Source organism: Streptomyces sp. LaBMicrA B280, from assembly GCF_049222185.1.
Taxonomy (GTDB): Bacteria; Actinomycetota; Actinomycetes; order Streptomycetales; family Streptomycetaceae; genus Streptomyces; species Streptomyces murinus.
In genome coordinates, this window is sequence record NZ_JBMJCT010000017.1 from 107,299 (window position 1) to 127,250 (window position 19,952).

The window sequence follows — 19,952 nt, forward strand, 5'->3', positions numbered from 1 at the left end:
GGGCGCGGTGAGGTGTCCGGCGGAGCGAGGGTGAGCGGCCCGGCCGGGAGGGTGCCGGTGGGGCGGCGAGCCGGTGAGTGGTGGCGGGTGCGGGGCGCGGCGCTGTCGGCCGTCCCGGCCGGGGTCCTCGCCGCGGTCCTGTTCCTCGCCGGGTGCGCCCAGCCCGTCGTGCCCATCGAACGCCTCGGCAGGAAGGCGGCGGAGGGGGTGCGGCCGCTCGCCGCGCCGCCGTCCCGCCCGCCCCTGCCCCCGGTCGTGGACCACGTCCCCACCCGCGACCGGGTCGTCTTCCTCACCTACGACGCCACCGACCGCCCCGCCGGGCTCCGAGAACCCCACCTGCCGGTGAGCCGGTTCGCCCCCGGGCCCCGCCCCCTGGCGGGAGCGCCGTACGCCGTCCAGCGCGCCGCACTCTGCGCCCGCCGCGCCCGCCTCCTGCGCCCACCCCGGGGCGCGTACGACCCGACGACCCTGCGCGCGGCCGCCGACTGCGGAGTCACGGCCGTCGTCCTGTGGCGCGCCACCCTCACGCCGACGGGCCTCACCTACCCCCGGGGCCCGCACCACCTTTGCCGGGGCGACATCATCCGCCTCCTCCCGGACGCCCCCACGGACCGCCTCTTGGACGCCATGCGCGGACGAAACCTGACGGCGGCACGGCTGGAGGACTACCTGTAGTCCTTCCAGCCCGTCCGGCGTTTGAGGACGGAGGCCGAAGGCCGACACGGGGGTCCGGGGGCGCAGCCCCTGGTACGGCACGCCCGATTCCGCCCGCCGACCAACGCTCCCGCACCTGCGTTTTCGGCCGACGCGCCGGGCGTAATTGGCACTCCGCTTGACCGAGTGCTAATCGCGGTCATAGTCTCGGCTCTGGCACTCCCCACTGGAGAGTGCCAACAACGCGACGGGCAGGTCCGGCACCCGCGACGACGGATCGACCTGGTCGCCACCTCAGACAGTTAACCCCGTGAGATCTCCGAAGGGGGAGGTCGGATCGTGACGACCGCCAGCACCAAGGTTGCCATCAAGCCGCTCGAGGACCGCATCGTGGTCCAGCCGCTCGACGCCGAGCAGACCACGGCCTCTGGCCTGGTCATCCCGGACACCGCGAAGGAGAAGCCCCAGGAGGGCGCCGTCCTCGCCGTGGGTCCGGGTCGCTTCGAGAACGGCGAGCGCCTGCCGCTCGACGTCAAGGTCGGCGACGTTGTCCTGTACAGCAAGTACGGCGGCACCGAGGTGAAGTACAACGGCGAGGAGTTCCTCGTCCTCTCGGCTCGCGACGTGCTCGCGATCATCGAGAAGTAATTCACCCCGAGCAAACCTTTGCTCTGAGCTGCGCCCCTGGCCCCCGCGACCGATAACGAAGCCGGGCGTCCGGGGCGCAGTTCGTCTTTTACCCACAAGATTTCGAGAGGGCTCCCGCTGTCATGGCGAAGATCCTGAAGTTCGACGAGGACGCCCGTCGCGCCCTCGAGCGCGGCGTCAACAAGCTGGCCGACACGGTGAAGGTGACGATCGGCCCCCGGGGTCGCAACGTCGTCATCGACAAGAAGTTCGGCGCCCCCACCATCACCAACGACGGTGTCACGATCGCCCGTGAGGTCGAGATCGAGGACCCGTACGAGAACCTCGGCGCGCAGCTGGTGAAGGAGGTGGCGACCAAGACCAACGACATCGCGGGTGACGGCACCACCACCGCCACCGTGCTCGCCCAGGCGCTGGTCCGTGAGGGCCTGCGCAATGTCGCCGCCGGTGCCTCCCCGGCCGCCCTGAAGAAGGGCATCGACGCCGCCGTCAAGGCGATCTCCGAGGACCTGCTCGCCACGGCCCGCCCGATCGACGAGAAGTCCGACATCGCCGCCGTCGCCGCGCTGTCCGCCCAGGACCAGCAGGTCGGCGAGCTGATCGCCGAGGCCATGGACAAGGTCGGCAAGGACGGTGTCATCACCGTCGAGGAGTCCAACACCTTCGGTCTGGAGCTGGACTTCACCGAGGGCATGGCCTTCGACAAGGGCTACCTGTCCCCGTACTTCGTGACGGACCAGGAGCGTATGGAGGCCGTCCTCGACGACCCGTACATCCTGATCCACCAGGGCAAGATCTCCGCCATCGCGGACCTGCTGCCGCTCCTGGAGAAGGTCATCCAGTCCGGCTCCAAGCCGCTGCTGATCATCGCCGAGGACGTCGACGGCGAGGCCCTGTCGACCCTGGTCGTCAACAAGATCCGCGGCACCTTCAACGCCGTCGCGGTGAAGGCCCCCGGCTTCGGCGACCGCCGCAAGGCGATGCTCCAGGACATGGCCGTCCTCACCGGCGCCACCGTCATCTCCGAAGAGGTCGGCCTCAAGGTCGACCAGGTCGGCCTCGACGTGCTCGGCTCCGCCCGCCGCATCACCGTCACCAAGGACGACACCACGATCGTCGAGGGTGCCGGCAAGTCGGAGGACCTGAACGGCCGCGTCGCGCAGATCAAGGCCGAGATCGAGAACACCGACTCCGACTGGGACCGCGAGAAGCTCCAGGAGCGCCTCGCGAAGCTGGCCGGCGGCGTGTGCGTGATCAAGGTCGGTGCCGCCACCGAGGTGGAGCTGAAGGAGAAGAAGCACCGTCTGGAGGACGCCATCTCCGCGACCCGCGCCGCGGTCGAGGAGGGCATCGTCTCCGGTGGTGGCTCCGCTCTGGTGCACGCCTCCAAGGTCCTCGAGGGCAACCTCGACAAGACCGGCGACGAGGCCACCGGTGTCGCCGTGGTCCGCAACGCGGTCGTCGAGCCGCTGCGCTGGATCGGCGAGAACGCCGGCCAGGAGGGCTACGTCATCGTCTCCAAGGTCAAGGACCTGGAGAAGGGGCAGGGCTACAACGCCGCCACCGGTGAGTACGGCGACCTGGTCAAGGCCGGCGTCATCGACCCGGTCAAGGTGACCCGCTCCGCCCTGGAGAATGCCGCCTCCATCGCCTCCCTGCTGCTCACGACCGAGACCCTGGTCGTCGAGAAGAAGGAAGAGGAGCCGGAGGCCGCGGGCCACGGCCACAGCCACGGCCACGCCCACTGAGCCTCGACGCTCTGACCGAAGGCCCGGCACCCCTCAGGAGGCGCCGGGCCTTCGCGTCGCCGTACGCCCTCAGCCGCGCCCGGCCGCCCGCTAGTTCTCCAACTCGTCCAGCGCGCCCAGCTGTTGCATCAGGCCCAGCTGGTCGTGCTGCCACCAGATCTCGGTGATCTTGCCGTCGGGGGCGAGGCGGAAGAGGGTCGTGCCGGTCATGGTGACGTCGCGGCCGGTCGCGGGGATGCCGAGGAAGTCGCCCCGGTGGGTGGCCCGCCAGGTCCAGCGGGCGCAGGCGCGGTCGTCCTGGACGAGGACGTCCTCGATGGTGAAGGCGCAGTCGAAGGCGGCACGCCACATGCGGTACTCGGCGCGCGCGTTGTCCAGGCCGATGGTGTCCTGCGGGTTCACCGGGTCATGGCTGTGCACGTCCTCGGCCAGCAGGTCGTTGAGCGGGGGCAGTTCGCCGGGGCCCGCGAGGGTGGTGAAGAAGCGCCGTACGGTGTCCTCGGCCGGCCGCTCGGCCCGGACCACGTCGAGGTCCATGAGCACGGGCGCCTCGTCGCACAGGGCGGCCATCTCCTCAAAGACCCGGTCGCTCTCCGGCCGGCCGGAGCCGCGCATCGCGTCCTCGTACGACGGGAACTCCACGACCTCCACCAGGTGCGCGGCGTCCGAGCGGTCCTGGCCGACCAGGGTGTGCGTCGCCGTCCGCCGCCCCCTGGCCCGCGCGACCCAGTCGTCCATGAGCCGGTTCATCTCGTCCGGCCGGCTGGTCCTGCACTCGATGAGCTGTACGAAGGTCATGGCGCCGCCTCCGGCCCCCCTGATCCGGTCGTCTCCCCCCATTTTCCCACCGGACCGCCGTCGGCACCCGCCCGCGGGCCGCGCCTACTGCGGGCCGTACTTGCGCCCGGTGCGGGAGGTGACCCCGCCGAGGAGCCCGCGCGGGGTGACCTTCACCAGGCCCATCAGCGCCTTGTAACGGGGATCCGGGATCGACAGCGACTTGCCGCGCGCCAGGTCGGCGAGGGCCGCCGCGACCAGCTTGTCGGCGTCCAGCCACATCCAGCCGGGGATGTTGTCCGTGCCCATCCCGGCCCGCTGATGGAACTCGGTGCGCACGAACCCGGGGCACAGCACCATCAGCCGCACCCCCGTCCCGGCGAGGTCCCGCGCCGCGCCCTGGGTGAACTGCACGACCCACGCCTTGGACGCGCCGTAGGTGCCCCGGGGCACGAAGGCCGCCACCGAGGCGACATTGACCACCCCGCCCCGGCCGCGCTCGCGCATCGCTTCGGCCGCCGCCGAGGTCAGCCGCAGCACCGCCTCGCAGTGCACCTTGAGCATCGTCAGCTCGTCCGCCATGGAGACTTCCAGATAGCGGCCCTTGTTGCCGAAACCGGCGTTGTTGATCAGCAGGTCGACCGGGTTCCTGCGGTCGCCGAGCCGGTCGGCGACGGTCTCGATGCCCTTGTCCTCGGAGAGGTCGGCGGGCAGCACCTCCGCCTCGATGCCGTGCCGGTCGTGCAGCTCGGTCGCCTGCTCGCGCAGCCGCTTGGCGTCCCGGGCCACCAGGACGAGGTCATGCCCCTCAGCCGCCAGCCGCCGCGCGAAGGCGGCGCCGATCCCCGCGGTCGATCCCGTAATCAGAGCCGTTGTCATGACCCAAGGTTAGTGATCGCGGGCGATCCGGACATGCGGTGTCCGCCATGCGGTGACGGGCACTCAGCGGGCCTGCGCCGCGATGTGGTCGCGGGCCGCGGCCAGCGCCTCCGGGTGCAGGTCGTCGGCCGCGGCGAGCAGCCGGGGCAGCAGCTCCCGCTCGGTGGTGGTCGCGCGGAACTCCATCGCCGCCGTCACCCCGTGGCCGGGCCGGTGCAGGATCTCGACCGGGTCGCCCGCGCGTATCTCCCCGGGCTCGATCACCCGGAGGTAGGCACCGGTCACCGCCTTCCGGGTGAACCTGCGGACCCAGCCCGGCTCGCCCAGATGGCCCTGGAAGGTGCGGCACGGGACCCGGCCCGAGGTCACCTGGAGCACCACCTCGGGACCGATCCGCCAGCGCTCGCCGATCAGCGCCCCGGAGACGTCGAGCCCGGCGGTCGTGATGTTCTCCCCGAAGCAGCCGTTGGCCAGGGAGCGGCCCAGCTCGCGCTCCCAGTCGTCCAGGTCCTCGCGGGCGAACGCGTACACCGCCTGGTGGTCGCCGCCGTGGTGCCTCAGGTCGCACACCGCGTCCCCGGCCAGTCCGCTGCCGCCGGTCCCCTTCGGGCCCGGCGCGGACACCATGACGGGCCCCTCGACCGGCCGCTTGTCGATGCCCGTCAGGCCGTCCGCCTGGCTCGTGTACGGCGCCGGGCGGGCCTGCCCGACGTTGACGGAGAGAAGCTTCATGCCCGCACCGTACGGGATCGTTACTCAAAGCGTCGAGCGAATTTCGGACGCCGACTCCAAGACGGCCTTATGCTTGAGGGGTGATCGAGGCCCGTCATCTCCGTGTCCTGCGCGCCGTCGCCGCCACCGGCTCCTTCTCGGCGGCCGGGCGCGAACTGGGCTGCACCCAGCCCGCCGTCAGCCAGCAGATGAAGGCCCTGGAGACCTCCGTCGGCACCCCGCTGCTGATCCGCGCGGGCCGCGAGATGCGGCTGACCCAGGCGGGCGAGGCCCTGGTCAGGCACGCCTCCGGCATCCTCGCCGGGCTCACCGCCGCCGAGGAGGAGGTCGCCGCCATCGCGGGCCTGCGGGCCGGCCGGGTCCGGCTGGTCTCCTTCCCGAGCGGCAGCTCCACCCTGGTCCCCACCGCCCTGGCCGCCCTGCGCGCCGCGCACCCCGGCACCCGGGTCTCCCTGGAGGAGGCCGAACCCCCGCGCTCCGTCGAGCTGCTGCGCGAGGGCGACTGCGATCTCGCCCTGGCCTTCCGCTACGAGGGCGCGGCGGTCACCGAGGACTGGGACGACCTGGTCGTACGCCCCCTGCTGACCGACCGTCTGGTGGCCCTGGTGCCCGAGCGGCACCGGCTCGCGCGCGCCGAGACCGTCGCCATCGGGGAGCTGGCCGAGGAGCCCTGGATCGCGGGCTGCCCGCGCTGCCGGGGCCAGCTGGTGGAGGTCTGCCAGGGCGCCGGGTTCGCGCCGCGCATCGACTTCGCCACCGACGACTATCCGGCGGTGGCCGGCCTGGTGGGCGCGGGTCTGGGCGTGGCCGTGCTGCCGCAGCTCGCGGTGGAGTCGGTACGGCCGCGCGGGGTGCGCGCGGTGCGCCTGGAACCGGCGGTGCGGCGGGAGATCGTCGCGCTCACCCTGCCCGATCTGGCGCAGGTGCCGGCGGTGGCGGCGACCCTGGAGCAGCTGGCGCGGGCGGCCGGGCGCGCGGTGTGACACCGCGTCGCGAAGAAGCCCGGTGACGGACTGACGGGACTCCAGGCGGCGCCGGGGCGTGAAGCCGCGCGGAATCACGGGCACGCACACGGCGCGCCCGGCGGGACGGGCGGGACGCGGGTATCGGCGCACCCGACGTGCCCTGGTTGCAGAAACGTTCCTTCAGTGGCTCTGGGCGGTGTCGCCGCCGGTGGTCGAGGCGGCCACCAGACGGTTGCGCGCCCGCCCCATCAGCTCCTCGCGCTCGTCCTCGGTCAGGCCGCCCCAGACGCCGTACGGCTCGCGCACGGCAAGCGCGTGCGCCGCGCACTCCGCACGGACCGGGCACCTCATGCAGACCTCCTTGGCCGAGTTCTCGCGAGCGCTCCGAGCCGCCCCGCGCTCGCCCTCCGGGTGGAAGAAGAGCGAGCTGTCCACCCCGCGGCAAGCAGCCAGCAGCTGCCAGTCCCACAGGTCCGCGTTCGGTCCGGGAAGGCGGGAGAAATCTGCCATTACGTGACCCCTTGTAGCCGTTCTGGGCGGATACGGTGCCAACGACCGTACATCTCCGGTCTAAGGAGATGTAAATATGACTCATTGCGAATCTAGCCCCGAACACTACGAAACGGGAAGAAAAGCAGCTGAATGGGGCATAGGTTGTGATGAAAAGTTGAGGGTCCGTTGGGCATGTCTGCACCGTGTCGGTGCCCTCACGTAGAGTGCCGATGACGGTGTGCAGCCCCGTAACTCTTTCGAGTGACCGTCGTTGAGAGTGCGGAGGCGGTTGAAAACACAAGCGCTCGGGCAGGCGTCCGAGACGGTCGACCGCACAGGTGAGATTCCGTACCAGCCTGGAGGCTCAAGGTGACGCGCATCAGCTGCGGAGGGCGGTCATGACATCCGTCCTCGTCTGCGACGACTCCCCGCTTGCCCGAGAAGCGCTCCGCCGCGCGGTCGCGACCGTGCCCGGTGTCGAGCGGGTGACGACGGCGGCCAACGGCGAGGAAGTCCTTCGCCGCTGGGGCGCCGATCGCTCCGACCTCATCCTGATGGATGTCCGCATGCCCGGCCTGGGCGGCGTCGAGACGGTGCGCCGATTGCTGTCCGCCGATCCCGGCGCGCGCATCATCATGCTGACCGTCGCCGAGGACCTGGACGGTGTGGCCCTCGCGGTCGCCGCCGGTGCCCGGGGCTATCTGCACAAGGACGCCTCGCGCGCCGAACTGCGGGCCACGGTGACGCAGGCCCTCGCCGACCCGACCTGGAGGCTGGCCCCGCGCCGGCTGCGCTCGGCCGAGATGGGCGCCGCGCCCACGCTCACCGCGCGCGAGATCCAGGTCCTCGAGGGCATGAGTCACGGCCGCTCGAACGCCGAGATCGGCCGTGAGCTGTTCCTCTCCGAGGACACCGTCAAGACCCACGCCCGGCGCCTGTTCAAGAAGCTCGGCGCCTCGGACCGCGCCCACGCGGTGGCCCTCGGCTTCCGCTGGGGCCTGGTCAGGTAGGACCCGGCGGGCCCCGCGCGCCATGCCGCGCGGGGCCGGGCGATCCCTGGCCTCCCGGCACCAGGGGTACCTCCGGTCGGCGCGGCGCGCCCCGCTCACGGCGGTGCCGTCCGTGTCGTGAACCCCTGGCGGCCGCCCCGGACTCGGTGCCCGTCCCGGCGGGCTCCCGCGGTCCGGTGTCCGTCACGGCCGGCCGGAAGATACCGCGTACGCTCCGCCAGGACGTGCCGTACGGCGGCGTGCAAGGCGGCCCGCCGGACGGGCGCTGCTCGTTTCGGCGCGGATGCCGCATCCTTGAGGGTGTGGAGTCTCTCGGGGACGAGTCGGTCGAGCGGAAGGGGAGGGCGCAGGGGATGAGTGCCGGCGCACCTGCTCATAACGCTTCGGTGCACAACCATCAGCACGATGCGACGGACCGGACGGCCACAGGGCACCATGGACCGATGCGCGAGGACGAGGCGGGCACGGCCCAGGGGTCGATCGGTGCCCTCGTGCTTCGTGCCGTCGACGGGGACGAACAGGCCACGCACGACCTGCTCGCGCACGTCCATCCGCTGGCGCTGCGCTACTGCCGCACCCGGCTGTCGCGGCTGCCCGGCGACGCGCGCCACTTCGTGGAGGACCTCGCCCAGGAGGTCTGTGTCGCCGTCCTGCTCGCGCTGCCCCGCTACCGGGACACCGGGCGCCCCTTCGAGGCGTTCGTCTTCGCCATCGCCTCGCACAAGGTCGCCGACCTCCAGCGCGCCGCGATGCGCCATCCGGGTTCGACCGCCGTGCCCTCCGACGAGATGCCCGAGCGGCCCGACGACTCGCTCGGCCCCGAGGAGCGCGCCCTGCTCAGCAGCGACGCCGAGTGGGCCAAGAAACTGCTGGCCAACCTCCCCGAGAACCAGCGCGAACTGCTGCTGCTGCGCATCGCGGTGGGGCTCACGGCGGAGGAAACGGGACAGATGTTGGGAATGTCACCCGGAGCGGTCCGGGTCGCCCAGCACCGGGCCCTGAGCCGGCTGCGGGCCCTCGCCGAGCAGTAGCGGCATCGGCGCCCGGCGTTCTCACGAACACCGTATGAACATACGAAGCCGAAGGTGATCTTCCGCCGTGGAATTTGCTGGCCACGCCTGCCGTTAGCATGGACATCCGCACCGAGCAAGGCCATTTGGGGAAGGTGTCATGACTGCCAACGTCGACGGAGTGCCCGGAAAATTCGCGACACTCGGGCTGACCTACGACGACGTGCTGCTGCTGCCGGGGGCCTCCGAGGTGCTCCCCAACGCGGTCGACACCTCGTCCCGCATCTCCCGCAACGTCCGGGTGAACATCCCGATGCTGTCGGCGGCCATGGACAAGGTGACCGAGTCGCGCATGGCCATCGCCATGGCCCGCCTCGGCGGCGTCGGCGTCCTGCACCGCAACCTCTCCGTCGAGGACCAGGTCAACCAGGTCGACCTGGTGAAGCGGTCCGAGTCCGGCATGGTCACCGACCCGATCACGGTGCACCCGGAGGCCACGCTGGCCGAGGCCGACGCCCTGTGCGCCAAGTTCCGCATCAGCGGTGTCCCGGTCACCGACCCGGCGGGCAAGCTGCTCGGCATCGTGACCAACCGCGACATGGCCTTCGAGAGCGACCGCAGCCGCCGGGTGCACGAGGTCATGACCCCGATGCCGCTGGTCACCGGCAAGGTCGGCACCTCCGGCCCGGAGGCCATGGAGCTGCTGCGCAAGCACAAGATCGAGAAGCTGCCGCTGGTCGACGAGGCGGGCGTCCTCAAGGGCCTCATCACGGTCAAGGACTTCGTCAAGGCCGAGCAGTACCCGAACGCCGCCAAGGACGCCGAGGGCCGGCTGCTCGTCGGTGCCGCCGTCGGCGCGAGCCCCGAGGCGCTGGAGCGCGCCCAGGCGCTCGCCCAGGCGGGCGCGGACTTCCTGGTCGTCGACACCTCGCACGGCCACAACAGCAACGCCCTCAGCTGGATGGCGAAGATCAAGTCCAGCGTGAACGTGGACGTGATCGGCGGCAATGTCGCCACCCGCGACGGCGCCCAGGCGCTCATCGACGCCGGTGTCGACGGCATCAAGGTGGGCGTCGGACCGGGCTCGATCTGCACCACCCGGGTGGTCGCCGGTATCGGTGTCCCGCAGGTCACGGCCATCTACGAGGCGTCCCGCGCCGCCCGCCAGGCCGGTATTCCGCTGATCGGCGACGGCGGCCTCCAGTACTCCGGTGACATCGGCAAGGCCCTCGCGGCCGGCGCCGACACCGTGATGCTGGGCAGCCTGCTGGCCGGCTGCGAGGAGTCGCCGGGCGAGCTGCTGTTCATCAACGGCAAGCAGTTCAAGTCGTACCGCGGCATGGGCTCGCTGGGCGCCATGCAGTCCCGCGGCCAGGGCCGGTCGTACTCGAAGGACCGCTACTTCCAGGCCGAGGTGGCGTCCGACGACAAGCTCGTGCCCGAGGGCGTCGAGGGCCAGGTGCCCTACCGCGGCCCGCTCGCCAACGTCCTGCACCAGCTGGTCGGCGGTCTGCGCCAGACCATGGGCTACGTGGGCGCGGCCAGCGTCGAGGAGATGGAGTCCAAGGGCCGCTTCGTGCGGATCACCTCGGCGGGCCTCAAGGAGAGCCACCCGCACGACATCCAGATGACGGTCGAGGCGCCGAACTACAGCGCCAAGTAGTCACCAGAGCGTGCCGAAGGCGGTCCCGGAACCTCCGGGGCCGCCTTTGTCGTACCGGTCGGCGATACTGGAAGGCGCTGAAACGCAACAGGAAAGGCCACAGACGTGACTGAGATCGAGATCGGGCGCGGCAAGCGCGGCCGCCGGGCGTACGCCTTCGACGACATCGCCGTCGTCCCCAGCCGCCGTACGCGGGACCCGAAGGAGGTCTCGATCGCCTGGCAGATCGACGCCTACCGCTTCGAGCTGCCCTTCCTGGCGGCTCCCATGGACTCCGTGGTCTCCCCGGCCACCGCGATCCGCATCGGCGAGCTGGGCGGCCTCGGCGTGCTCAACCTCGAAGGCCTGTGGACGCGGTACGAGGACCCGCAGCCGCTGCTGGACGAGATCACCGAGCTGCCGGCCGAGCGCGCCACCCGCCGCCTCCAGGAGATCTACGCGGCGCCCATCAAGGAGGAGCTGATCGGCGCCCGCATCAAGGAGGTGCGCGACTCCGGTGTGGTCACGGCGGCCGCGCTCTCCCCGCAGCGCACCGCGCAGTTCTCCAAGGCGGTCGTGGACGCGGGCGTGGACATCTTCGTGATCCGCGGCACCACGGTCTCCGCGGAGCACGTGTCCTCCTCGCACGAGCCGCTGAACCTGAAGCAGTTCATCTACGAGCTGGACGTCCCGGTGATCGTCGGCGGCTGCGCCACCTACACCGCCGCCCTGCACCTGATGCGCACCGGCGCGGCCGGCGTCCTGGTCGGCTTCGGCGGCGGCGCCGCGCACACCACGCGCAATGTGCTGGGCATCCAGGTCCCGATGGCCACCGCCGTCGCCGATGTGGCCGCGGCCCGCCGCGACTACATGGACGAGTCCGGCGGCCGCTATGTGCACGTGATCGCGGACGGCGGTGTCGGCTGGTCCGGCGACCTGCCCAAGGCGATCGCCTGCGGCGCCGACGCGGTGATGATGGGCTCCCCGCTGGCCCGTGCCACGGACGCGCCCGGCAAGGGCCACCACTGGGGCATGGAGGCGGTCAACGAGGAGCTGCCGCGCGGCAAGAAGGTCGACCTCGGCACCGTCGGCACCATCGAGGAGGTCCTCACCGGCCCGTCCCACACCCCGGACGGCTCGATGAACCTCTTCGGCGCCCTGCGCCGCGCCATGTCCACCACCGGCTACAGCGAGCTCAAGGAGTTCCAGCGGGTCGAGGTGACGGTCGCGGACAGCCAGCACAAGCGCTGACCCGACGGTACGAAGGCGTCGTACGACGCGAAGCGCGAAGGGGTCCGGCCGCCGGTGCGGTGGCCGGACCCCTTCGCGTGGCCGTGGACCGTCTCGGTCAGCCGGTCATCCAGCGGGCGAAGTAGCGGCCCTTGGCCACGAGGCCGACGGTCTTGGGGCCGATGGAGACGACCCCGCTCGTGGTCAGGCCCTTGCTGCCGGACTTGAAGTACCAGAGGTTGCCATCGGTCCCGTTCTCATGGTCCGTGCCGGTGGCCAGCTCGCTCCGTTCGTCGTTGTTCATGTCGACCAGGGCGACCTGGGAGCCGAACATGTCGTACGGCTCGTTCGCGCCCGGCACCCCGGCCGTGTTCTGGTGCCAGGACACCGAGCCGGTCCCGGTCAGTCCCTTGGCCGAGCCGCGCAGCACGTCCACCGCGCCGGTGGTGCTGACCCCGGAGATGCTCTCCTGCATCACGCCGACCGCGACGTCCGCGTAGCCGTCGCCGTTCACGTCGCCGGTGGCCAGGTCGTAGCCGAACCGGTCGTACTTCTCGCCGGTGCCGGGCACACCGGCGGTGTCCTGGCTGATGCGCACCGGCTTGCGGGTGGTGCTCACGCCCCCCTTGGCGCCGTACTGCACGACGATCGAACCGCCGACGACACCCTTGGGCTGGTAGTCCTCCAGACCGGCGCCGAGGACGACGTCCCCGTAGCCGTCGCCGTCGACGTCCGCGATGCTCCCGGAGTTGACCTTGGTGGCGAAGTCCTTGGCGGGCCCGAAGCCCTTCTTCGAGCCCAGCACCAGGGAGGCGTCGGCGGTGGCGCCGCGCCGTCCCACGGAGAGCAGGTCGGGTATGTGGTCGCCGTCGACGTCACCGGCCGCGAGGCTGTCGGGCGCGATCCCGGTGTTCACGACGCCGGTCGAGGCGTTGGCGCCGTCCCGGGTGAAGGGGCCTCGGAACAGCCTGGTCTCCGTCTGGCCGGCGCCCGTGCTCGTGGCGGCCACGAGGTCGTTCCTGCCGTCGCCGTCGAAGTCGCCCACGATCATCGGGCTGGGGCTGCCCTTCGGCGTGAACGACAGGGGCGTGCGCCCGGACAGGCCCTGGGGGCCGCCCCAGACGATGGACGCCCCCGCGCTGTCGAAGCCCACCACCAGGTCGTCGTAGCCGTCGCCGTCCAGGTCGCCCGGTGCCATCGAGTCACCGAAGGGGGAGTACCCCCCGCCGGCCAGGACCGGACCGGCCAGTACCTGGTGCCGGGCGGCGGTGAGCCCTGATTTCGTCCCGTACATCACCGTGACGTAGCCGTTGCCCGAGACGGCCAGGTCGGCGTAGCCGTCGCCGTTGAAGTCGGCCTTCTGGCCGGTCGCCGGTGCCTTGGCGTTCGGCACGGCACCGGCGGGACCGCCCGCGCCCAGGACCGCCGCGCCCACCGACACGGCCGTGGCGGTGGCCAGCACGGCCAGCCTCCGAACTCTGCGCATACGTTCGCCCTTTCATGCTGCGACAGCCCATGGACATCCGTCGTTCGGATCAGGGCCGCGCGACAGGAGACCGCCGCAGGGGGCGAACGGTTGTACGACGGGACGGCGCCGGTGGCCGGACGCCGAGAAGGACGCCCCCGGCACGGGGGCGTCCTTCTCGGCGTGTCCTGGTTACTGGGCGGCCTTCTTGGTGGCCGAGAACGCGGCGAAACCGGCGATGGCGAAGAACACGAAGGTGAGCAGGTCGACGTTCTCCTTCCACGCCTTCTGCACGATGTCGAAGTGGTCGAAGAAGACATCGCTGAAGTTCACGCTTGCCTCCTTGGCGATGATCATCGCCTCGCCCACCAGCTGGCCGAAGTACACCGAGACCAGCGCCAGCACCACGGAGGCGATCGGCAGGACGGCGTTGCGGCCGCCCGCCTTGCCCGCCGCGAGGCCGATGACGAAGCCGACGCCCACGGCCGCGTAGCCGATCTCGTGCTTGGTGGCGCCGACGATCAGGCCGTAGAGCCCGGCGGCCACCACGGCGGCGACCACCGCGGCGACGAGGCCGAGGGCCGGGTTGCCGCGGACCGGCGCGGGCGCGGCGGGGGCCATCGGCATGCCGCCGGGGGCGCCCGGCTGCGGCGGGTACGGCATGCCGGCCGGCGCCTGCTGGGCGTACGGGTTGGCGTCGACCGGACCGGAACCCGGCTGCGGCGGTGGTGCTGACTGGCTCATGACAGGAATCCCCCCGTGCTGTGGCACAACTGGATGAGGTGGAACGGGAGACCACTCGCACCTGTGTGCGGTAAGTCCGGGGGAGACTAACAGGCGGGGCCGACAGGGCCCCGGTTGTTTTCCTACCGTGACCTGGCGCGGAGGTGGGGGCGGAGCGTTCCTCAGAGCCGGTTCGCCGCCCCCGTGGGGGTCGCCCCCCTGGTGTCCAGGAGGAGTTGGGCCTTCACCGACAGGCCCTGGAGGTCGTACGTGCGGTGCTGCTGGAGCAGGATCGTCAGATCGGCGGCCGCGGCGGCCTCGTAGAGGGAGTCGACGCGCGGGACCGGGCGGTCCAGGACGCTCCAGGCGGGCACGTAGGGGTCGTGGTAGCTCACGGACGCGCCGAGTTCCATCAGGCGTGCGGCGATCTCCCGGGCCGGGGCGCCCTGCTGGTCGGGGAGATCCGCCTTGTAGGTCACGCCGAGCAGCAGCACGCGCGCGCCCCGGGCGGACTTGCCGTGCTCGTTGAGCAGGGTCGCGGCGCGCTGTACGACGTATCCGGGCATCCGGTTGTTGACCTGCTGGGCCAGTTCCACCATGCGCAGGGCGCGGCTCGCGTGTCCGGTGAGGTCCTGCGGGACGGCGTGGCCGCCGACGCCGGGGCCCGGCCGGAAGGCCTGGAAGCCGAACGGCTTGGTCTCGGCGCAGCGGATGACGTCCCACAGGTCGACGCCGAGTTCGTGGCAGAGCACGGCCATCTCGTTGACCAGCGCGATGTTGACGTGCCGGAAGTTGGTCTCCAGGAGCTGCACCGCCTCCGCCTCGCGCAGCCCGCGCGCGCGGACCACCTTGTCGGTGAGCCGGCCGTAGAAGGCGGCGGCCGACTCGGTGCAGGCGGGGGTGAGGCCGCCGATGACCTTGGGGGTGCCGGCCGGGGTGTGCGCGCGGTTGCCGGGGTCGACCCGGCTGGGCGAGTAGGCGAGATGGAAGTCGCGGCCCGCGCGCAGCCCGGAGCCCTCCTCCAGGAGGGGGCGCAGGAATTCCTCGGTCGTGCCCGGCGGTACGGGCGACTCCAGGATGACCGTGGTGTTCGGGCGCAGCCGTCCGGCCAGGGTGCGGGCGGCGGCCTCGACCTGGCCGAGGTCCGGGCCGCCGTCGGCGCCGGGCGGGGTGGGCGCGCAGATCACCGCGGTGCGCACCCGGTCGAGCTGGGCCGGGTCGGTGGCGCGCCGGAACCCGGTGGCGTGCATCCGGCGCAGCTCGGCGGGGCTCAGCGGCCCCGCCTCGGGTCCGGTGGCATAGCCGAGGGTGGGGATGCCCGCGGCCACCGCGGCCTGGGCGAGCGGCAAACCGTAGGGGCCGAGTCCGATGACGGCGAGGTCTGCGGGCATGGCGTGGGCCGTCCTTCCCAGTAACCGAAGTGGAACCGATGCGCAACCGCTGTGGACAGGATGAGCGAGCGCACTGTCACACTAGGAGTAAATATGACCGTTATGTGGGATTCTGTTCGTGTGTCTCCCGGGGGATGTGCGCCGGTTGTCCACAGGTCGCGGGCGCGTGGTGGCTGAAGTCGGGCATGCCGGTCAGAATTTGGGCATGAGGTGGTGGTGAACCGGCCTCGCCCTCCGGGTGCGGCCGACGCGAGCGAGTCAGCGACAGCGGGAGGCAGCGGTGAGGACAGCGACCCTGGGACCGGTGCAGCGCGCCGAGGCACTGGCGGCGATGGCCGAGCACGAGCTGGACGTACTGGTGATCGGCGGCGGAGTGGTCGGCGCGGGCACCGCGCTGGACTCCGTCACCCGCGGGCTGTCCACCGGCCTGGTCGAGGCCCGTGACTGGGCGTCCGGCACCTCAAGCCGCTCCAGCAAACTCATCCACGGCGGACTGCGCTATCTGGAGATGCTCGACTTCGCGCTGGTCCGCGAGGCGTTGAAGGAGCGCGGCCTGCTCCTGGAGCGGCTCGCCCCGCACCTGGTCAAACCGGTGCCGTTCCTCTACCCGTTGCAGCACCGCGGCTGGGAGCGGCTGTACGCGGGCTCCGGCGTCGCGCTCTACGACGCGATGTCCACGGCCCGCGGCCACGGCCGGGGCCTGCCCATGCACCGGCACCTGAGCCGCGGTCAGGCCCTGCGCGTGGCCCCCTGCCTGCGCAAGGACGCCCTCGTCGGCGCGCTTCAGTACTACGACGCCCAGATGGACGACGCCCGCTTCGTGGCCACCCTGGTGCGCACGGCCGCGTCGTACGGCGCGAAGGTGGCCAACCGGGCGCGCGTCACCGGGTTCATACGTGAGGGCGAGCGGGTCGTCGGCGCCCGGGTGCAGGACGTCGAGGGCGGCGGGGAGTACGAGGTGCGCGCCCAGCAGGTCGTCACCGCCACCGGGGTGTGGACCGACGACACCCAGGCCATGGTGGGCGAGCGCGGTCAGTTCCACGTCCGCGCCTCCAAGGGCATCCACCTGGTCGTGCCCAAGGACCGCATCCACTCCACCAGCGGGCTGATCCTGCGCACCGAGAAGTCCGTCCTCTTCGTCATCCCCTGGGGCCGGCACTGGATCGTCGGCACCACCGACACCGACTGGGACCTCGACAAGGCCCACCCGGCCGCCTCCAGCGCCGACATCGACTACCTGCTGGAACACGTCAACTCGGTGCTGGCCGTGCCGCTGCGCCGGGACGACGTGCAGGGGGTGTACGCGGGGCTGCGGCCGCTGCTGGCCGGCGAGTCCGACGCCACCAGCAAGCTCTCCCGCGAGCACACGGTCGCCCATCCGGCACCGGGCCTGGTGGTCGTGGCGGGCGGCAAGTACACCACCTACCGGGTGATGGCGAAGGACGCGGTCGACGAGGCGGTGCACGGCCTGGACCGGCGCGTCGCCGACTGCGTCACCGAGGAGACCCCGCTGCTCGGCGCGGAGGGCTACCAGGCGCTGTGGAACGCGCGGGCCCGCACGGCCGCCCGCACCGGACTGCACACGGTCCGGGTCGAACACCTGCTGAACCGGTACGGCTCGATGGCCGAGGAGATCTTCGGCCTGATCGAGGCAGACCCCGCGCTCGGCGAACCGCTGCGCGCCGCCGACGACTACCTGCGCGCCGAGATCGTCTACGCCGCCTCGCACGAGGGCGCCCGCCACCTGGACGACGTCCTCACCCGGCGCACCCGCATCTCCATCGAGACCTTCGACCGGGGCACCCGCAGCGCCCGCGAGGCCGCCGATCTGATGGCCCCGGTCCTCGGCTGGGACAAGGACCAGATCGAACGCGAGGTCGAACACTACGAGAAGCGGGTCGAGGCCGAACGCGAGTCCCAGCTCCAGCCCGACGACCAGACGGCGGACGCGGCGCGGCTGGGCGCGCCGGACATCGTGCCGCTCAGCTGAGGGGGTGCCGGAGGGGGTCCGGCGCAGGGGGTTTGACCGGGTGTGACCGAAGGGTCGGCACCGCGGGTCGCCGGGGTCTCACGGGCCGTCATGCCGCCATGCCGAAGGGCGCCTTCGGGGAGCTGCGCGGTGGCCGGGGGAGGGGCCCCAGGGCGTGGAGCACTTGCCGGGTGAGAGACAATGGAGGCTCTGTCAGGGCGGGTTGCATGAGGGGACGCATGTCGGAGGCGGAGCGGGCGGGGACATCTCGTCAGGAGACTCGGCAGGGCAAGAGCGGACGGCGTCTCCTCGCCGGGCGGTACCGGCTGGGAGACGTGCTGGGCCGCGGCGGCATGGGCACGGTGTGGCGCGCCGAGGACGAGACCCTCGGCCGCACCGTCGCCGTCAAGGAGCTGCGGTTCCCGACGAACATCGACGAGGAGGAGAAGCGGCGCCTGATCACACGCACCCTGCGTGAGGCCAAGGCGATCGCCCGGATCCGCAACAACAGCGCGGTGACGGTCTTCGACGTGGTCGACGAGGACGACCGGCCCTGGATCGTGATGGAGCTGGTGGAGGGCAAGTCCCTCGCCGAGGTCATCCGCGAGGACGGCGTGCTGGAGCCCAGGCGCGCCGCCGAGGTGGGCCTCGCCGTCCTCGACGTGCTGCGCTCCGCCCACCGCGAGGGCATCCTGCACCGGGACGTGAAGCCGTCCAACGTGCTCATCGCCGACGACGGCCGCGTCGTCCTCACCGACTTCGGCATCGCACAGGTCGAGGGCGACCCGTCCATCACCTCGACCGGCATGCTCGTCGGCGCCCCCTCCTACATCTCCCCGGAGCGCGCCCGCGGCCACAAGCCGGGCCCCGCGGCCGACCTGTGGTCGCTCGGCGGGCTGCTGTACGCGGCGGTCGAGGGAGTGCCGCCGTACGACAAGGGCTCGGCGATCGCCACGCTCACCGCGGTGATGACCGAGCAGCTGGACGAGCCCAAGAACGCGGGCCCGCTGCGGGACGTCATCTACGGCCTGCTCACCAAGGACCCGGCCGAGCGGCTCGACGACGCCGGGGCGCGGGTCCTGCTCGACAAGGTCATCCACGCGCGCGAGCCGGAACCGCTGGACGCCACCCGGGTGGTACCGCTGCCGGCGCAGCCGGGCGAGAGCAGGCGCAGCGAGGAGGCCGCGGAGAAGCTGCGCGGCGCGCTGCGCTCGGTGCGCAAGGCGGCGGCGGGGGCCGCGGCCGGTGCCGGCGGACGCGGCGCGGCCCAAGGGCGGTTCCGCCCCGGCTTCCGGCAGCGCCTCCGGCAAGGGGCCGGGCGCGGCCGCCGCGCCGAACTCCGCCGGGAGCCCGGCGGGGAGCCCCGCCGGGAACAAGTCGGGCAACGCGGGTCCGGCGAAGCCCAGTTCGGGGTGGCCCGTGATGCCGCCGCCGGATCTGGACCTGCCGTCCAGGCCCGTGCCGAAGGCCTCGCTCACGGACGTGGTGCCCCGGCGCACGCTGGTGGTCGTGGCCGTGGTGGTCGCCCTCGCGGTGATCGGCACCGTGCTGGCCGTCGCCCTCAGCGGCGGCGACGACAAGGACGACAAGGGCGCCGCCCGGACCACGGCCGGCGCGAGCGCGTCCACCGGGGCGGGCCGGAGCAAGGGCGCGGCCGCCGGTACCCGTACCGACGGCGGGAGTTCGGCGCCCACCGCCGCGGGGACCGGCACCGGGACCGGGACCGGCAAGGACGTCAGCGCGAGCGCGTCCGCCGACGCCGGGAGCGCGCCCGCCGTCTCCACCCGCAAGGGCGGCCAGGGCTACTCGATCGGGCTGCCCAAGGGATGGTCGTACCAGTCGCACGGATCCGCCGGTGACCGCTACACCGGTCCCGACGGGCAGAAGCTGCTCGTGGCCTGGACCGGCACGCCCAAGGACGACCCGGTGGCGGACTGGAAGAGCCAGGAGCACTACATGGTGCGCTCCCAGTACCACCGGATCCGGATCGAGAAGGCGGACTACCGGAGCTGGAACACGGCCGACTGGGAGTTCACCTACGTCGACGGCGGCACCGGATACCGCACCATCGACCGCGGCTTCGTGGTGAACGACCACCTCGGGTACGCGCTGATGTACACCGCGAAGTCCGGCGACTGGGACGGCGACCTGCGCGCGGACACCTGGAAGACGCTGACGGCGTCCTTCAAGCCCAAGTCCTAGGACCCGGAGAGCGGTTCGTGGCACCGGAATCGGGCAACCGCGCGGTGCGGGTTGCCTCCGGCACGTATCGTGAATGGTTGAGGACCGTACGGAGCCGGGTGCGGGTGCGAAACGGGCCGCGAGACGAACGGATGTGACCGAACCGGGCGGCCGGGGGAGGGGAAGGCGGAATGGACGACTACGCGGGCCGGGTGCTGGCCGACCGCTACCGCCTGCCGCTGCCGCCGTCCGACGCGTACGAACTGACCGTCACCCGCGCCTTCGACACCTACAGCGGCCAGGAGGTGCTGGTCCGCCAGGTGCCGCTGCCCGAGGTCGTCGAGGCCGAGGTGCTCGACGCGGACGGGCTGCCCGAGGGGTTCACCGCGCGCGGGCGCGGGGCGCGTCCCGCGCCGGCCGCGCGGGCCGCGAC

The 19,952-nt window shown here is 71.9% G+C and carries 17 protein-coding genes and 1 pseudogene; 11 read left to right on the forward strand and 7 right to left on the reverse strand.

The window, feature by feature from the left end:
- Positions 1 to 57: 57 nt before the first annotated feature.
- The 3 genes from ACLF5H_RS17345 to groL all read left to right on the forward strand — a co-directional run bounded on the left by ACLF5H_RS17345 (position 58) and on the right by groL (position 3,053).
- Complete coding sequence (locus tag ACLF5H_RS17345; RefSeq protein WP_421676933.1) at positions 58 to 678, forward strand: hypothetical protein; 621 nt, start codon at positions 58 to 60, stop codon at positions 676 to 678.
- Between the two features lie 318 nt (positions 679 to 996).
- On the forward strand, positions 997 to 1,305 hold the full coding sequence (gene groES, locus ACLF5H_RS17350; protein ID WP_037657627.1) for a co-chaperone GroES: 309 nt from the start codon (positions 997 to 999) through the stop codon (positions 1,303 to 1,305).
- A gap of 122 nt (positions 1,306 to 1,427) precedes the next feature.
- On the forward strand, positions 1,428 to 3,053 hold the full coding sequence (gene groL / locus ACLF5H_RS17355; protein WP_421676934.1) for a chaperonin GroEL: 1,626 nt from the start codon (positions 1,428 to 1,430) through the stop codon (positions 3,051 to 3,053).
- A 90-nt stretch (positions 3,054 to 3,143) separates the two neighbouring features.
- On the opposite strand, the gene ACLF5H_RS17360 is transcribed toward groL, so the two are convergent.
- From ACLF5H_RS17360 to ACLF5H_RS17370, 3 genes are all read right to left on the reverse strand, one after another.
- Positions 3,144 to 3,851 carry an ester cyclase gene (locus ACLF5H_RS17360; RefSeq protein WP_421676935.1) on the reverse strand — a complete coding sequence of 236 codons (708 nt, stop codon included), beginning with the start codon at positions 3,849 to 3,851 and terminating at the stop codon, positions 3,144 to 3,146.
- Between the two features lie 84 nt (positions 3,852 to 3,935).
- On the reverse strand, positions 3,936 to 4,709 hold the full coding sequence (locus ACLF5H_RS17365) for an SDR family NAD(P)-dependent oxidoreductase (RefSeq protein WP_421676936.1): 774 nt from the start codon (positions 4,707 to 4,709) through the stop codon (positions 3,936 to 3,938).
- A 63-nt stretch (positions 4,710 to 4,772) separates the two neighbouring features.
- Positions 4,773 to 5,441, reverse strand: coding sequence for an MOSC domain-containing protein (locus ACLF5H_RS17370; protein WP_421676937.1), 669 nt, complete (start codon positions 5,439 to 5,441; stop codon positions 4,773 to 4,775).
- Between the two features lie 80 nt (positions 5,442 to 5,521).
- On the opposite strand from ACLF5H_RS17370, the gene ACLF5H_RS17375 reads away from it, so the two are divergent.
- The gene (locus tag ACLF5H_RS17375) at positions 5,522 to 6,424 is read left to right on the forward strand and encodes a LysR family transcriptional regulator (protein ID WP_128791337.1); all 903 of its coding nucleotides are present in this window, start codon (positions 5,522 to 5,524) and stop codon (positions 6,422 to 6,424) included.
- 162 nt (positions 6,425 to 6,586) lie between these two features.
- Here the strand turns inward: ACLF5H_RS17375 and ACLF5H_RS17380 are convergent, their stop codons facing one another.
- Positions 6,587 to 6,916, reverse strand: coding sequence for a WhiB family transcriptional regulator (locus ACLF5H_RS17380; RefSeq protein ID WP_046426812.1), 330 nt, complete (start codon positions 6,914 to 6,916; stop codon positions 6,587 to 6,589).
- Positions 6,917 to 7,296: 380 nt separating this feature from the next.
- Between ACLF5H_RS17380 and ACLF5H_RS17385 the strand changes: the two genes are divergently transcribed.
- The 4 genes from ACLF5H_RS17385 (at position 7,297) to ACLF5H_RS17400 (ending at position 11,811) form a co-directional block, all read left to right on the forward strand.
- The gene (locus ACLF5H_RS17385; RefSeq protein WP_003948568.1) at positions 7,297 to 7,908 is read left to right on the forward strand and encodes a response regulator transcription factor; all 612 of its coding nucleotides are present in this window, start codon (positions 7,297 to 7,299) and stop codon (positions 7,906 to 7,908) included.
- 443 nt (positions 7,909 to 8,351) lie between these two features.
- Complete coding sequence (locus ACLF5H_RS17390) at positions 8,352 to 8,939, forward strand: sigma-70 family RNA polymerase sigma factor (protein WP_145482894.1); 588 nt, start codon at positions 8,352 to 8,354, stop codon at positions 8,937 to 8,939.
- 139 nt (positions 8,940 to 9,078) lie between these two features.
- Complete coding sequence (gene guaB, locus ACLF5H_RS17395; protein ID WP_421676938.1) at positions 9,079 to 10,581, forward strand: IMP dehydrogenase; 1,503 nt, start codon at positions 9,079 to 9,081, stop codon at positions 10,579 to 10,581.
- 105 nt (positions 10,582 to 10,686) lie between these two features.
- Positions 10,687 to 11,811 (forward strand): GuaB3 family IMP dehydrogenase-related protein, encoded by a 1,125-nt coding sequence (locus tag ACLF5H_RS17400; protein WP_037657642.1) that lies wholly within the window; start codon positions 10,687 to 10,689, stop codon positions 11,809 to 11,811.
- Positions 11,812 to 11,908: 97 nt separating this feature from the next.
- On the opposite strand, the gene ACLF5H_RS17405 is transcribed toward ACLF5H_RS17400, so the two are convergent.
- The 3 genes from ACLF5H_RS17405 to ACLF5H_RS17415 form a co-directional block, all read right to left on the reverse strand.
- Entirely contained in the window at positions 11,909 to 13,276 is a 1,368-nt protein-coding gene (locus tag ACLF5H_RS17405; protein WP_421676939.1) for an FG-GAP and VCBS repeat-containing protein, read from the reverse strand.
- A gap of 171 nt (positions 13,277 to 13,447) precedes the next feature.
- Positions 13,448 to 13,999, reverse strand: a complete 552-nt coding sequence (locus tag ACLF5H_RS17410) for a hypothetical protein (protein ID WP_421676940.1) — start codon at positions 13,997 to 13,999, stop codon at positions 13,448 to 13,450.
- Positions 14,000 to 14,160: 161 nt separating this feature from the next.
- The gene (locus tag ACLF5H_RS17415) at positions 14,161 to 15,369 is read right to left on the reverse strand and encodes a nucleotide sugar dehydrogenase (protein WP_421676941.1); all 1,209 of its coding nucleotides are present in this window, start codon (positions 15,367 to 15,369) and stop codon (positions 14,161 to 14,163) included.
- A gap of 280 nt (positions 15,370 to 15,649) precedes the next feature.
- Between ACLF5H_RS17415 and ACLF5H_RS17420 the strand changes: the two genes are divergently transcribed.
- The 3 genes and pseudogenes from ACLF5H_RS17420 to ACLF5H_RS17430 form a co-directional block, all read left to right on the forward strand.
- On the forward strand, positions 15,650 to 17,359 hold the full coding sequence (locus ACLF5H_RS17420; RefSeq protein WP_421676942.1) for a glycerol-3-phosphate dehydrogenase/oxidase: 1,710 nt from the start codon (positions 15,650 to 15,652) through the stop codon (positions 17,357 to 17,359).
- Positions 17,360 to 17,577: 218 nt separating this feature from the next.
- Positions 17,578 to 19,540, forward strand: a pseudogene (locus ACLF5H_RS17425) (protein kinase domain-containing protein).
- A 170-nt stretch (positions 19,541 to 19,710) separates the two neighbouring features.
- The coding region (locus tag ACLF5H_RS17430) for a hypothetical protein (RefSeq protein ID WP_421676943.1) at positions 19,711 to 19,952 on the forward strand (242 nt) is incomplete at its 3' end.

What these genes read in the sequence shown, in the direction of transcription:
- groL (WP_421676934.1), top strand. Translation starts at nt 1,428, where the DNA reads ATGGCGAAGATCCTGAAGTTCGACGAGGACGCCCGTCGCGCCCTCGAG.
- ACLF5H_RS17360 (WP_421676935.1), bottom strand. Translation starts at nt 3,851, where the DNA reads ATGACCTTCGTACAGCTCATCGAGTGCAGGACCAGCCGGCCGGACGAG.
- ACLF5H_RS17365 (WP_421676936.1), bottom strand. Translation starts at nt 4,709, where the DNA reads ATGACAACGGCTCTGATTACGGGATCGACCGCGGGGATCGGCGCCGCC.
- ACLF5H_RS17370 (WP_421676937.1), bottom strand. Translation starts at nt 5,441, where the DNA reads ATGAAGCTTCTCTCCGTCAACGTCGGGCAGGCCCGCCCGGCGCCGTAC.
- ACLF5H_RS17380 (WP_046426812.1), bottom strand. Translation starts at nt 6,916, where the DNA reads ATGGCAGATTTCTCCCGCCTTCCCGGACCGAACGCGGACCTGTGGGAC.
- ACLF5H_RS17385 (WP_003948568.1), top strand. Translation starts at nt 7,297, where the DNA reads ATGACATCCGTCCTCGTCTGCGACGACTCCCCGCTTGCCCGAGAAGCG.
- ACLF5H_RS17390 (WP_145482894.1), top strand. Translation starts at nt 8,352, where the DNA reads ATGCGCGAGGACGAGGCGGGCACGGCCCAGGGGTCGATCGGTGCCCTC.
- guaB (WP_421676938.1), top strand. Translation starts at nt 9,079, where the DNA reads ATGACTGCCAACGTCGACGGAGTGCCCGGAAAATTCGCGACACTCGGG.
- ACLF5H_RS17405 (WP_421676939.1), bottom strand. Translation starts at nt 13,276, where the DNA reads ATGCGCAGAGTTCGGAGGCTGGCCGTGCTGGCCACCGCCACGGCCGTG.
- ACLF5H_RS17410 (WP_421676940.1), bottom strand. Translation starts at nt 13,999, where the DNA reads ATGAGCCAGTCAGCACCACCGCCGCAGCCGGGTTCCGGTCCGGTCGAC.
- ACLF5H_RS17415 (WP_421676941.1), bottom strand. Translation starts at nt 15,369, where the DNA reads ATGCCCGCAGACCTCGCCGTCATCGGACTCGGCCCCTACGGTTTGCCG.